Origin of the sequence: Kitasatospora sp. NPDC051164 (assembly GCF_044455625.1) — a bacterium.
In the GTDB taxonomy this organism is placed as follows: domain Bacteria; phylum Actinomycetota; class Actinomycetes; order Streptomycetales; family Streptomycetaceae; genus Kitasatospora.
In genome coordinates, this window is record NZ_JBITFB010000020.1 from 109,391 (window position 1) to 122,782 (window position 13,392).

Consider the following 13,392-nt stretch of genomic DNA (forward strand, 5'->3'; position numbering starts at 1 on the left):
GATCGGACCTGACGACCGGCACCGGGAGGGAAACGTGCAGCTGACCCGCAAGGGCGCCGCGACCAGGCAGCGCATCGTCGAGGGCGCCGCCGGGCAGATCCGCGACGAGGGCGTCTTCGCGCTGCGGCTGGAGGACGTCATGGCCCGCACCGCGACCAGCAAGAGCCAGCTGTTCCACTACTTCCCCGGCGGCAAGGACGAACTGCTGCTGGCCGTGGCCCGCCACGAGGCGGCCCGGGTGCTCGACGACCAGCAGCCCGAGCTGGGCTCCCTGACCTCCTGGGACGCCTGGCAGCGGTGGCGGGACAAGGTCGTCGCCCGCTACCGGGCGCAGGGCTCGGACTGCCCGCTGCACGTGGCCCTGTCCGAGGTGGGCTCGGCCACCGGCGCGGCCCGGGCGGTGGCCGGCGAGCTGCTGGCGCAGTGGCAGGAGCAGCTCGCCGCGGGCATCCGCCACCTGCAGTCCGCCGGCGAGGTCACCCCCGCGCTGGACGCCGACCGGGAGGCCGCGGCGCTGCTGGCCGGGGTGCAGGGCGGGGTGCTGATCCTGATGACCACCGGCTCGATCACGCAGTTGGAGGCCGCCCTGGACGTGGGCCTCGCCCGGCTGCGCGCGGACCGGCCGGGCGCGGACGGCTGACGCCCGGCGCTGTGGGGCGGGCCACACCCAAAGGGCCGGTTCGGGCCTTCGGGGTGAGAAGGGTCACGCTGCGTGCGCTTTCGGGCGGCCACCGTGCAACAGGCCCCGGCAGGACTGGGCAAGCCGTGAATCGACACGGCCGAAGGGCCCGTCCGCTTCGGGACCAAGGTCATCAATCCGTTTGACCTTCGACCTCGTGGTGACCGGTGCGAACCCGGGCAACCGTGGACGGTCGCCCGGTGTGATCGGGCGGTGGCGCCGTCCGAGGTGGGCGGCGTCGTCCACCTGCCGTCTACCCGGCGCACGGTGAGCGGGCCCGCCCGCCTCCGTACGCTCCGGAGGACCCCAAGCACATGTCCCAGACCATCGACAACGCCCCGTATACCGCCTTCCACCGCAGACTGGCCCTGGCCTGCTCGGGCGGGCCGCTGCTGGACGGCTACATCCTGAGCATCGTCGGCGTCGCCCTGATCGGGATGCGTCCCGAGCTCGGGCTGTCCACCGCCGAGGTCAGCCTGATCGGCGCCGCCGCCCTGGTCGGCATGTTCGTCGGCGGCGCGCTCTTCGGCGTGCTGACCGACAAGATCGGCCGGGAGGTGATGTACACCGCCGACCTGCTCGTGATGGTCGCCTGCTCGGTGCTCTCCTTCTGGGTCGACCAGGTATGGGCGATCGCCGTGCTGCGCTTCGTGCTCGGCATGGCCGTGGCCGCCGACTACCCCATCGCGACCTCGCTGCTCGCCGAGTGGCTGCCCGCCAAGCAGCGCGGGCGGCTGCTCGGTCAGCAGATCGTCGCCTGGTACGCCGGCTCCGTACTCGCCTACGTGGTGGGCTACCTGTTCCTGGAGCTGGCCGGGCCGGGCAGCTGGCGGTGGATGCTGGCGAGCTCCACGGTGCTGTGCGTGGTCTTCCTGGTGATCCGCCGCGGTTCCCCGGAGTCGCCGCGCTGGCTCGCCGCGAACGGGCGGGTCGGCGACGCGGTGCGCGTGGTCGAGAAGCACCTCGGGGTCCGGGTCGACGGCCGCGAGCTGATGCCCGACCCGGCCGAACACGGCCGGCCCGCCGGGCTGCGCCTGCTGATGACCCAGCCCTACCGGCGCCGCACCCTGTTCTGCGGCCTGTTCTTCCTCTGCCAGGTCGGCCCGCTGTTCGCGATGCTCACCTTCGGCCCGCAGATCCTCTCCTCCTTCGGCCTGCCGGGCGGCACCGTCATGGAGACCCTCGGCACCGGGCTGATCAGCCTGGTCTTCCTGCTCGGCTGCTACCCGGCGCTGCGCCTGATCGACAGCCGCGGCCGGCGCCCCGTCATCATCTGGTCCTTCGCGCTGATGACCGTCCCGCTGGCCCTGCTGGGCGTGTGGCCCACCGCCCCCGCCGCGGTCGCCCTGCTGGCGCTGTGCGCGTACGCGTTCCTGTGCGGCGGGCCCAACGTGCTCGACTGGACCTACCCCAACGAGCTGTTCCCCACCGAGATCCGGGCCACCGCCGTGGGTGTGGCCACCTCGGTGAGCCGGATCGGCGCGGCCGTCGGCACCTACCTGCTGCCGCTGTCCCTGACCGGGCTCGGCACCGGCCCGACCATGCTCATCGCCGCCGGGACGACGGCGCTGGGCCTGCTGGTGTGCGTGCTGTGGGCGGAGGAGACCCGCGGCACCGCGCTGGGCGCCTCGCCGGCCGCGCCCCGTACGGCCGAGGCGCCGGGCGTCCCGGCGCAGCGCGTGCCGCAGCCGGTGCGCTGACGGTGCGCTGACGGCCTGCGCGGGAGTGACGGCGGCGCCGCCCGGGGTGTTTCTCCCGGGCGGCGCCGCCGTCGTTCGTCACCACCAGTCGTCGTCCGTGTCGTCGACGCCGTTCAGGCGGTTCAGGACCGCGCGGAAGACCCGCCGGTCGAGGTAGCCCGGGTACAGGGGGTGGGGCGGGAGGGGGTCGTCGCGTTCGACGCCGGGGGGCAGGCCGCCGGTGGCGGGCGCGAGTTCGCGTTCGTCGCGGAAGGCGAGGGCGGCCCAGAACCCGGCGGCCAGCGGCGCGGCGGCCGTGCCCGGGGGTGTGGGCCAGGGCTCGCCGGTCTGGGGGTGGCGCGGGACCACGGCGATGTCGGGGCGGAGGCCGGTCTGCGGCAGGCCCGGTCCGGCCAGGGCCGCGCGCCGAACCGGAGCGGCCCGCGGGGGCGGGAGTTGGGCGAGGAGCGGGCGGAAGGCCTGGGCGAGCGGTCCGGCGGCGGGGGCGAGGGGCGCGCCGTCGGCGGCGTGGACCAGGTGGGCCAGCGTCACGGCGGCCTCCACGTCCCAGCGGATGCTCCGGCTGCCGTTCCCGTCCGACAGGTCGGCGGCGCACCACCGGTCGGTGACGGTGTGCCAGTCGGCGATCGGCCGGTCGGGGCCCGCCGGGACGGGGCGCACCGCGGACGGTTCCAGCCAGGTGGCCTGCCACAGCGAGCAGTCGTCGACCCTGGTGGCGACCTTGCGGCCGCAGCCGGCGCAGGTGGTGTTCGGGCCGTAGCGGCCGTCGATGCCGCAGCAGGCGCCGAGTTCACGCCGCTGGACCACGGCGGTGCCGTGGGCGTCGCCGGGGGCGATCACGATCGACCGGGGCTCGCCGGCGGGGTCCTCGTCGACGCCGTAGGTGCCCGCTTCCATGAGGACCGGCATGGCCACGCCGTTGCCGTAGGTGAAGCCGGCGTAGACGGGGAACGCGACCCGCGACAGCGGCACGGTCAGCGCCGTACCGCACCCCCTGCACTCGAAGACCTCCACGCCCGCCCGTTCCCCCTTCGCACCTGCCGACCGGCGATTATCACGGCCCGTACGGGCGGCGGCCAACGGGTTTTCGGTGCGGGCGGCTTTGTCAAGCCTGTGCCGGAGCCGACTCTCCGGCAGTAGCCTCGGGCCCTCTGCAACAACGGTGACGAGGGCCCCGGCGGGGCGAGGTGGAGGCGGCGGGTGGCCGAGGGGAAGGCCGGGGGCGGCGACAACGGGCAGGGCGGCGACGGACCGCTTCACGAGCGCGAGGCCGAACTCCGGTCGGCGGCACGGGCGATCGAGGCGCTCACCCGGCCCGCCGGCACCGGGGTCGGGGAGCTGCTGCTCTACACCGGCGCGGCCGGGCTGGGCAAGACCGCGATGCTGACCGAGGTGCGGCGGGCGGCGCGGCGCGCGGGCTGCACGGTGCTGTTCGCCCGGGGCGGGCAGCGCCAGTGCCACGAGCCGTTCCACGTGGTGCGCCAGCTGGTGCGCCCGGTGCTGGCGGCCCTGTCCGAGGAGGAGCGGGCGCAGGTCTTCGGGCCGTGGGAGGACGTCGTCGGCCCGGCGGCCGGGCTGCTGCCGCCGCGCGGGCAGCTCGATCCCCAAGGGGTGCGGGACGGGCTGGACTTCGTCCTCACCCGCCTCGTGCAGCTGCGCTCCCCGGTGGCCGTGATCGTCGACGACCTGCACTGGGCCGACCCGGAGTCGCTCGGCTGGCTGGCGGGCTTCGCGGTCCGCGCCCGGGAGCTGCCGGCCCTGCTGGTACTCGCCTGCCGCGACGAGTTCCCCGACGACGCCCTGGCGCTGCAACGCAGCCTCGCCGACCGGGCCGACCGCCGGCACGAACTGCGCCCGCTCCAGCCCGCCTCGGTCGCGCACCTGGTCCGGGCCGCCCTGGGCGCGGCGGCCGAGGACGCCTTCTGCCGCCACGTCTGGGCCGTCACCGGCGGGAACCCGTACGAGACCGCCACCCTGCTGCGCGAGGTGGCCGACCAGCGGCTCGACCCGGTCGAGGAGAGCACCGGGCAGCTGCGCGAACTCGCCGCAACCGCCCGAGGGATGACGCTGCGGCACTGGCTGGAGCGGCTCGGCCCCACCGCGCTGCGCTTCGCCTGGGCGGCGTCCGTGCTGGACACCGACATCCGCTCCGACCTCGCCGCGGCCATCTGCGCCCAGGGCCCGGAGACCGCCGCCCAGTCCGTGCGCGAGCTGCGCCACCACCGGGTGCTGACCGGCACCGCGGCGGGCCGGCTGGAGTTCGTCCACCCGCTGGTCGCCACCTCGGTCTACCAGTCGATGTCGCCCTCCACCCGGACCGGGATGCACGGGGTCGCCGCCGTCGAACTCGAGAACGCCGGCCTCGGCCTGCTGGCCGCCTCCCGCCACCTGCTGGAGATCCTGCCCGAAGGCGACGGCGAGATCGTCGACAAGCTGCGCCGGGCGGCCCGCGAACACCTGGCCATCGGCGCGCCCGAAGCCGCGCAGCGCTGCCTGCGCCGCGCCATCAGCGAGCCGCCCGCCGACTTGGACCGGGCCTCGGTGCTCTACGAACTCGGCTGCTCGGCGCTGCTCACCGACCCGGCGACCACCGTCAACCAGCTGCGCCTGGCGCTCGCCGACCCGTACGGGCTGGACCCCGAGCTGCGGGTGGACGCGACCTTCCGGCTCGCCCAGGCCCTCGCCCACAGCAACCGGCTCGGCGAGGCCGCCGCGCTGTGCGCCGAGGAGGCGGCGCGCATCGGGCCCGGGCCGGGGCGGCTGCGCCTGGAGGTCGCCCACTTCATGTTCGCCGCGTTCCAGTCCGAGGACGCGGACGGCCCGGGCCGCTCGCGGCGGCTCGCGGAGTTCGACCGGATGCTGGGCACGGTCGGCCTGGCCTTCACCGACGCCGACCCCGACCCCGGCTTCGGCGGCGGCGGTGAAGGCGCCGCCGCGGACGCGGCGGCGGCCCCGGGCGAGGGCGTGTTCGAACGCGACGGTCTGGCCCACGCGGTGGCCGTGCTGCGCTGCTGGGACCTCACGCTGCGCGGCGTCGACAGCGCGGAGGCGATCGCCCTGGGCGAGTCCGCGCTGCCGGGCGGCCGGCTGCCCCACAGCCTCGGCTGGACCAACACCACCTGGGGCTTCGAGCTGCCCGGGATCCTGGGCATCAGCTTCCTGTACGCCGACCGGGTCGACCGGGCGGAGGAGCTGTTCGGCGAGGCGGTGCGCGCCTACGAGGTCGCCGGGTGGAGCGGCGGCCACCTCGGCTTCGCCTACCTGCTGACCGGCATGCTCCGCTTCCGCTGCGGCGCCCTCGCCGCGGCGGAGGACTACCTGCGCCGGGCCCTGCGCATCGCCGAGCGGATCGGCCCGGGCATCCCGCTGCACTGGGACGCGGTCGGGGCGCTGGCCGAGACCCTGGCCGCGCGCGGCCGGGTGGCGGAGGCCCTGGAGCTCGCGCACGAGCACGCCTTCGGCCCGCCGTACCCGACGGTGATGGTGCTGCCCGACGCCCCGACGCTGTACGGGCGCCTGCTGCTGGCCCGGGGCGACGCGGCGGGCGCGGCCGCGACGCTGGCCGCCGCCGGGGCGGCCCTGGACGCGCGCGGGTGGCGCAACACGGTGTGGGCGCCGTGGCTGGGCCACCTGGCGCGCGCGGTGGCCGCCGAGCAGCCGGACCGGGCCCGCGACCTCGCCGAGGAGGCGGTGCGCCGGGCCCGGGAGTCCGGCACGGACTCGGCCGTCGGCAGCGCGCTGCGGCTGTGCGCCGCGGTGCACGAGCGGCCCCGCAGGGCCGGGCTGCTGGCGGAGGCGGTCGGCCGGCTGGAGCGCTCGCCCGCCCGCTACGAGCACGCGCTCGCCCTGGTCGACCTGGGCGAGGCGCTGGGCACCGCGGCGGACGCCCGCACGGCGCTCACCCGGGGGCTGGAGCTGGCCACCCGGTGCGACGCCGACGGCCTGGCCGCCCGGGCCCGCGATCTGCTGGGCGCGGGCGGCGCGGGCTGAGGCGGGGCGGGGGCCAGGACGGCGGGGTCAGGGCGGCGGGGCTGGGCGGCGGGGGCCAGGGGGATGGAGACCCTTGCAGGTGCCTGCGCGCGCAACTATCTTTGGAGTCATAAGTTGCAGCTGCAATCAGTTGCGGGTGCGCCCCTGCGTCCTGGCGCCGCCGACCCCACCGGGAGTCCGACATGAGCACCACCCTCTTCACCCCGTACACCCTGCGGGCGCTGACCGTCCCCAACCGGATCTGGATGCCGGCGATGTGCCAGTACAGCGCCGTGCCGGGCGGGGACACGGCCGGCGTCCCGACGGACTGGCACTTCACCCACCTCGCGGCGCGCGCCGCCGGCGGCACCGGGCTGATCATCACGGAGGCCACCGCCGTCAGCCCCGAGGGCCGCATCAGCCCGTACGACCTCGGGATCTGGAACGACGAGCAGGCCGCGGCCTTCCGGCGGATCACCGCCTTCCTGAAGTCCCAGGGCACCGTCGCCGCGATCCAGCTCGCCCACGCCGGGCGCAAGGCGTCCACCGAGCGGACCTGGGTCGACCGCGGGCGCCCCGTCGCCGCCGACGAGGAGCACGGCTGGGTACCGGTCGGCCCCAGCGCCGCGCCCTTCTCCCCCGCCCACACCACACCGCAGGAGCTGACCGAGGAGCAGATCGGCGCGATCGTGCGCCGGTTCGCCGACGCCGCCCGGCGCGCGCTGGACGCCGGCTTCCAGGTCGCCGAGATCCACGGCGCCCACGGCTACCTGATCCACGAGTTCCTCTCCCCCCACACCAACCGCCGCACCGACGGCTACGGCGGCTCCTTCGAGGGCCGCATCCGCTTCGCGCTGGAGGTCGTCGACGCGGTGCGCGCGGTGTGGCCCGAGGAACTGCCGGTCTTCTTCCGCGTCTCCGCGACGGACTGGCTCACCGAGAACCCGCAGGACGGCCGCGAGGGCTGGACCTCCCAGGACACCGTCCGCCTCGCCAAGGAACTGCAGGCGCACGGCGTGGACCTGCTGGACGTCTCCACCGGCGGCCTCGTCCCCGACGCCCGGATCGAGGCCGCGCCCGGCTTCCAGGTGCCCTTCGCCGAGGCCGTGCGCACCGAGGCCGGCCTGCCCGTGGCCGCCGTCGGCCTGATCACCGACCCCGCCCAGGCCCAGGCCATCGTCGCCGAAGGCCGCGCCGACGCCGTCCTGCTCGGCCGCGAACTGCTGCGCGACCCGTACTGGGCCCGCCGCGCCGCCGCCGAACTCGGCGGCGAGGTCCCCTCCCCCGTCCAGTACCACCGCTCCTGACCGTCCCTGACGCCGGCGGCCCGGGAGTGTCGGGCTTGAGTTGGAGTGCACTCCAAGTCCTACGGTTCTGCCGTGGGTCCCGCCCGCCGACCTCGGCGGGCGGGACCGGTCGGGATCGGGACGAGGGCCGCCGGTAGGGGCGGCCGGGAGAGGAGTGCCGCGATGAGCACGGCCGCGAACGACGCAGAGGTCCGCCGGGAGCGCTTCGAGCACGGGATGGAGGTGCTCGAGCGCATCGACGGCGAGGTCGGGCGCCGGGTCGTGCAGTCGCTGGACGACATCAGCCCCGAACTCGGGCACCAGATCGTCGCCTGGGGATTCGGGGAGATCTACAGCCGCCCCCAGCTCGCCCCGCGCGACCGCCAGTTGGTCACGCTGGGGATGCTCACCGCGCTCGGCGGGTGCGAGCCGCAGCTGGAGGTCCACATCAACGCCTCCCTCAACGTGGGGCTCACCCCCGAGGAGATCGTCGAGGCGCTGCTGCACTCCGCCGGCTACTGCGGCTTCCCCAAGGCGCTGAACGCCACCTTCGTCGCCAGGAAGGTGTTCGGCGAGCGTGGCCTGCTGCCGGTCGCCGGCGCCTGACGGGCCCGCCCGGCGGCGGCGCCTGCCAGGGGCCCGGAACCTTCCGGGGCGGGCGGGCGTCCGGCAAGACGTATCCGGATCCGGACCAACGAGGAGCCCCGCCGTGCCCGACTACCTGCCGCCGTCGCCCACCGAGTCCTGGCTGTTGGGCGGGGTGACGGCCGTCCTCCAGGAGGGCATCGGGCAGCAGCTGGGGTACTGGGTGGAGCCGGGCGGCGTGCTGACCCACGACGACGGGAGCAGCAACGGCTGGCAGCTGGCCTGGCTGCCGGGCGGCCGGGCGGTGATCAGCGGCTTCGACGTGGACTTCAGCACCGAGCGCGACGAGGCGCAGCTGCTGGCGGGCGCGCCGGACTGGGTGCCCGCGCCGGCCGACCGGGCCGGGTTCTGCTTCTGGTGGGAGCCGGACGGCGGGAACTGGCGCAGCGCACCCGGCGAGACGGACCCCGGCGCACGCCTGACCGGCGCGGTGGAGAACGTCGAGGACCACCTGGCCGACCGGGTCCGGGAGCGGGTCCCGCAGGGGGAGGCGGAAGAGTCGGCGTACGTCGCCGGCTTCGGCCGGCGGCTGACGGAACTGCTGGACGCCGCCCGCGCGCAGCGCCTGACCGTCGGCGAGCTGGCGCCGGTCCTGGCCTGCTTGGCCGATCCGCAGGACCTGCGGCCGGCCGCCGCCCTCGCGGTCGCCGCGCGGGCGGGCTTCACGGCGGGCACCCGCCGGCCGTGGGACGCGGCGCAGGCCTGACGGCGTCCGGGGCCGTCTGACGGCGCCGTGCCGCCGTCCGTCGCTGCCTGGCGCCGCCGTGTGGTTGAGCGCAGGAAGTCGGCCGGGCCGACTTCCTGCGCTCGGACGCCCGGGCTCAGGCCAGGATGTCGGACTGCAGGGTGACGACCTGGCGGAACGGGGCGGTGGGCACGCCGTTGGGACTGGTCATGGTGACGACGGCCAGGATGTCGGAGGCGCAGAGGTAGGCGACGCGGGCGGTGGGGTTGCCCTTGGGGGCGCTCGCGGTGGACTCCAGGGTGGTCAGCTCCACGCCGTCGACGGTGTCCCAGTCCGTGTGGGCGGTGGACTTCGTGTCGGGGGCGGCCTTGGAACGGCCCTTGGAGCGCAGCGAGGTGTAGGTGTCCCAGGACTCGCCGGTGGAACCGAAGCGCAGCAGCCGGATCTGGGTGCGGGTGCCGTCGGAGGCCGTCCACTCCCGGACGGTGGCCGCACGGCAGGCGTTCTGCAGGAGCAGTTCGCGCAGCTTGGCCGGGTCCTGCTGCTCGGTGAGGATCGCGTCGCAGGGCACCCAGGCCGCGGCGGCTGCGGCGGCCTGGGCGGGGGTTGGGGCTGCCGTCGGGGACGCGGCCGGCGGCGTGGTCGGCGACGCCGTCGGGGATCCCGAGGCGGTGGGGCTCGCCGTGGGGGCCGGGAAGGTCGGCGCGGTCACGGAGCCGCCGGCCTCCTTGGGGGCGGGCAGCAGCAGGTAGCGCAGGTCCGCGTAGTGGAGGGACTTGCCCTTGGCGTCCGGCGCGGCCTTGCCCGAGGGCAGGGGCGGCAGGGTCAGCGGCGGGAAGGTGTAGCGGCCGTCGCTCGCGGTGGCCAGGCCCGGGATGTCGGTGCGTTCGGGGGCGGTGACGGCCAGGGCGGTGCCGGTGCCGGCGAGGGCGAACACCAGGGCGGCGCAGCTCCAGCGCACCGCGGCCTTGCGGCGCCGGGCCCGGCGGGCCTCCTGCTCCGCGAGGGCCTCGGGGGTCAGGGCGGGCGCGGTGAACTCGACGGCACCGATGGCGGTTTCGGGCAGCGGCGGCACGGGCGGGGCCGTGGGTGCCTCCGGGGTCACGGGCGGCGCGGGCGGGGCCGTCGGTGCCTCCGGGGCCACGGGCGGCGCGGGCGGGGCGGGCGGGGCGGGCGGCGGCGGGAGCGGGTCCGACGCGGGCTGCGGCGGGGTGGCGTGGTCGGTCATGCGGACGCTCCCGGGCGGGCGAGGCGGTCGAGCTGCAGGGTGAAGAGGGCGACGATCTTGTCCTTGGGCAGCGGTGCCACGCCCTCGGCGTTCATGACGACCAGCAGGTCGCCCTCGGCGGCCGAGCACTCCAGGTAGTCGATCGGCGCGGACGGCGGCGCCGGCATCAGGTAGCAGTGCGCCTCGGGGTGGCCCGGGATCGCCGGGCCGATCCGGAAGAGGCCGGTGTCGCCGGTGAAGACCGCGGTGTACTCGTTGATCCGCTGCACTTCCTGCTGGTTGAACTGGCGCAGCTTCAGGCCGATCACCAGGTCGTCCCCGCCGGAGAGGTAGGAGCGCACGCCGGTGGCCTTGATGTGCAGGCCGTCCCAGTAGGAGCGGAGCTTGTCGCGCTTCTCCTTGGGGACCTGCTGGAGTTCGGCGTCCAGCTGGGCGGCCAGCTGCTCGCCGTTCAGCTCGGTGTCGTTGCCGTAGACGCCGTCGTCGGGGCCGAGTTCATAGCCGGCCGGGACGGGCAGCAGCAGGTCGCGCAGCGCGCCGAAGTGGCTGCCGTTGGACTTGGCGCCGTACGGAGTCGCGGTCGCGGTCGGGGTGGGCCCGGTGGACGGGGCGGCGGCGGTGGCCGGGGCCGGGTCGTCGTACTGGGTCTTGATGATGCCGATGCCGATGACCACGCCGACCAGCGCGGCGGCGGCCGTCGCGGCGCCCGCGCGCAGCAGGCGGCGGGAGGCGGGGTTGGGCGCGGCGGGGGCCTGCGCGTCGGCGGGCACCTGGTCAGGCGTGGGCGTCGGCTCGGGTGCGGGTGCGGGCGTCGGCTCGGGTGCGGGCGCGGCCGGGTTCGCGGTCACGGTGTCGTCGTTCATGCCAGCCGCTCCCACTGTCGCTTGGCGAGGTCCTTGAGGAGGTCGGCGTTCACCTGCTGGGTGCCGAAGACCTCGATCGTCATCTGCAACGAGCCGCGCTTGGCGACGGCCTGGCCGTAGTAGTACTGCTCGGTGCTCTCGGCCCAGTGCCGGGGCTCGGACTCCACCTTGTAGCCGCCGTTGGCGCCGTCGGCGAACGACGGCCAACTGGCGGACTTCGCCTCGTCGGCGTGGTCCGGCGCGAACTGGATCAGCGAGACGCGGTAGAGGGTGTCGTCCTTCTTCCAGTCCACCTCGGCCGCGCGCCGGAAGCCGCGCGAGGCGAGGTCCCGGAACGCGAAGGCCGCGTTGCCGCTCTGCTCGGCGACCTCGCCGATCGAGATCCAGCTGGGCTTGTCCGGGTTCTCGCTCCAGGGGGTGCTGCCCTCGGGGGCGGTGATCAGCAGCTTGGTCAGGTCGCCGTCGATGGCCGGCGGCGCGGGCTGCTCGGCGGCGAGGGCAGCCGGGTCGACCACCTCGGCCGGGTAGGACGGGCGCGTGGCCTGCAGCGGCGGCAGCGGCGTGGGCGGGCGCTGGGCCTGCACGGCGTAGCCGACGCCGCCGCCGGCCAGGGTGCCCAGCACCAGGGCGCAGGCGGCCAGCAGTACCGGGCGGGGGCGGCGCGGGGCGCGGGGGGCGCGCTCGGGGCCGGCCTCCAGCAGGTCGCCCGGCTCGGCGGCGAACGGGTCGGCGGCGGGCGGCTCAGTGGCGTACGGCTCGGCGGCAAGCGGCTCGGTGGCGGGCGGCGGTGGAACGGCGGGTGCGGGCGGCGCGGCGGGCGCGGCGGGCGCGGGTACCGGCTCCGCGGGTTCGGTGGTCACGGAAGTGGCTCCAGAGGAGGAAGGAAGGGGTGGCGTCGGAGGGCGTGCGGCGGCGCGCGTGGGCGCGGGGCTCAGCCGCCCGAGGCGAGCCAGTCGCGCTGGCGCTTCATCAGCTCGCTCAGCAGCGCCTTGTCCGGCGTCCCCTTCACATCGACGTCGATCGTGTACTGGACGTCGCCCTGGCTGGCGATGCCGGTCATCGAGCCGGTGTACGCCTGCTGCTTGGGCTTCTTGAGGTAGCCGCGGGCGTCGGGGAGGCCGTCGATGTCGACCGGGTCCAGCGACTTGATCTTGTAGCCCTTGACGAAGTCGGTCGCCATCGCGGCGGAGCCGAAGTGCAGCAGGGTGACGGTCACCTCGGCCTTGCCGTCGGCCGTCCGGTACATCCGGGTCGCGCCCTCCTTGTAGCCGTAGGAGGCGAGGATGTCCTTGATGCCGTCCTGCTTGCCGAAGAGGTCGGCGACGTCCTCGTCGGTCATCGTCATCCCGTCCGCGGGCCCGTACGACTCGCCGCCGGGGGGGATCGGGAGCAGGAAGTAGCGCAGGTCGCCCTCGTGCTTGCTGCCGCTGACCGTGCCCTTGACCGTGCTGACCGGGGCGGGCTCGGCCGGGACGGCGGTCGGCGCCGGGACGGGCTCGGGGGTGGGCGAGGCGCTCGCGGTGGCGCTCGCGCTCGCCTTCGGGGCGGCGGTGACGGCGGGTGCGGCGGCGGCCGGGTGGGCGTCGGGCTTGCCGACGGCGACGGTCACCGCGGCGCTGGCCGCCGTGACGGCGAGCAGGCCGGCGGTGGCCAGCGCGACGCCGACGGCGCGCGGCAGGCGGCGCGCGGACGGCTGCGGCTGCGTGGCCGGGTCCTCGACCGTAGCGGGAGCCTGCGCAGGCGCGGGAACAGGAACAGGCGCAGGAACAGGCGCAGGAACAGGCGCGGGCGGCTGGGCCGGTGCCGGAGGTTCGGCGGCGGCGCTCTCGTTCTCGGGCTCGGGCAAGGGACTCCCCCAGGGAAAGAATGCGGATTCCCACGCGCGGGGCCCCTCGTGGGAATCACTCCCAGCGGGTTCTCCGGGCCGTGCGTCACGCGTGTCAGCAGGAATTATGAGAGTCCGCTGACAGCACTGCCAACAAAATCAATCACCGCACTCTCGCCCATTGTTTGATGAACCGGACACGTCGTGATCTAACCGCAACGGTGCGCCGCCCGGGACCCCGTGACGATGTCGCGGCCGCGTCCCCGCTCGGCACGGAACCCGGCCCGGGGGTGTGGTCGGGCCCCGGCGGGAGGACGATCGACGGGCAGGCCGGACGAGGCGGGAAGGACGGACGACGAGGGGAAGGACGGCGACGGCGCTGGCGGCGGTCGCGGGCGGTCACCGGGCCCGGGTGCGGGCGTCGCGTCATGGCGGTCGTCCGCCCCGGGTCCGCCTCGCCTGGCCGGCCGGCCTGGCTGGCCTGCTTCAGGCGAAGCCCATGGTGCGGTCGC

Annotated in this window: 11 protein-coding genes; 6 read left to right on the plus strand and 5 right to left on the minus strand. The window is 75.6% G+C overall.

All coding sequences use genetic code 11. From position 1 onward, the window contains the following. The first annotated feature begins 34 nt into the window (after positions 1–34). Positions 35–640 carry a TetR family transcriptional regulator C-terminal domain-containing protein gene (locus tag ACIBEC_RS28320; RefSeq protein ID WP_360497532.1) on the plus strand — a complete coding sequence of 202 codons (606 nt, stop codon included), beginning with the start codon at positions 35–37 and terminating at the stop codon, positions 638–640. 353 nt (positions 641–993) lie between these two features. After that, complete coding sequence (locus ACIBEC_RS28325; RefSeq protein ID WP_360497535.1) at positions 994–2,379, plus strand: MFS transporter; 1,386 nt, start codon at positions 994–996, stop codon at positions 2,377–2,379. A 78-nt stretch (positions 2,380–2,457) separates the two neighbouring features. Here ACIBEC_RS28325 and ACIBEC_RS28330 read toward each other — a convergent pair whose 3' ends face one another. After that, positions 2,458–3,393, minus strand: coding sequence for a hypothetical protein (locus ACIBEC_RS28330; protein ID WP_360497538.1), 936 nt, complete (start codon positions 3,391–3,393; stop codon positions 2,458–2,460). Positions 3,394–3,579: 186 nt separating this feature from the next. On the opposite strand from ACIBEC_RS28330, the gene ACIBEC_RS28335 reads away from it, so the two are divergent. The 4 genes from ACIBEC_RS28335 (at position 3,580) to ACIBEC_RS28350 (ending at position 8,985) form a co-directional block, all read left to right on the plus strand. Continuing rightward, a complete protein-coding gene (locus ACIBEC_RS28335; protein WP_360497541.1) occupies positions 3,580–6,369 on the plus strand; it encodes an AAA family ATPase in 2,790 nt (929 codons plus the stop codon). A 182-nt stretch (positions 6,370–6,551) separates the two neighbouring features. Next, the gene (locus ACIBEC_RS28340) at positions 6,552–7,655 is read left to right on the plus strand and encodes an NADH:flavin oxidoreductase/NADH oxidase (RefSeq protein ID WP_360497544.1); all 1,104 of its coding nucleotides are present in this window, start codon (positions 6,552–6,554) and stop codon (positions 7,653–7,655) included. 162 nt (positions 7,656–7,817) lie between these two features. Then, positions 7,818–8,240 (plus strand): carboxymuconolactone decarboxylase family protein, encoded by a 423-nt coding sequence (locus ACIBEC_RS28345; protein WP_360497547.1) that lies wholly within the window; start codon positions 7,818–7,820, stop codon positions 8,238–8,240. A 103-nt stretch (positions 8,241–8,343) separates the two neighbouring features. Continuing rightward, positions 8,344–8,985, plus strand: a complete 642-nt coding sequence (locus ACIBEC_RS28350; RefSeq protein WP_360497550.1) for a hypothetical protein — start codon at positions 8,344–8,346, stop codon at positions 8,983–8,985. Positions 8,986–9,100: 115 nt separating this feature from the next. Here ACIBEC_RS28350 and ACIBEC_RS28355 read toward each other — a convergent pair whose 3' ends face one another. From ACIBEC_RS28355 to ACIBEC_RS28370, 4 genes are all read right to left on the minus strand, one after another. Further along, entirely contained in the window at positions 9,101–10,192 is a 1,092-nt protein-coding gene (locus tag ACIBEC_RS28355; protein ID WP_360497553.1) for a hypothetical protein, read from the minus strand. Next, entirely contained in the window at positions 10,189–11,055 is an 867-nt protein-coding gene (locus ACIBEC_RS28360; RefSeq protein ID WP_360497556.1) for a hypothetical protein, read from the minus strand. The genes ACIBEC_RS28355 and ACIBEC_RS28360 overlap by 4 nt, the downstream gene beginning before the upstream one ends. Beyond that, complete coding sequence (locus ACIBEC_RS28365; protein WP_360497559.1) at positions 11,052–11,915, minus strand: hypothetical protein; 864 nt, start codon at positions 11,913–11,915, stop codon at positions 11,052–11,054. The genes ACIBEC_RS28360 and ACIBEC_RS28365 overlap by 4 nt, the downstream gene beginning before the upstream one ends. Before the next feature lie 71 nt (positions 11,916–11,986). Further along, entirely contained in the window at positions 11,987–12,901 is a 915-nt protein-coding gene (locus tag ACIBEC_RS28370) for a hypothetical protein (RefSeq protein WP_360497562.1), read from the minus strand. Between the last annotated feature and the right edge of the window lie 491 nt (positions 12,902–13,392).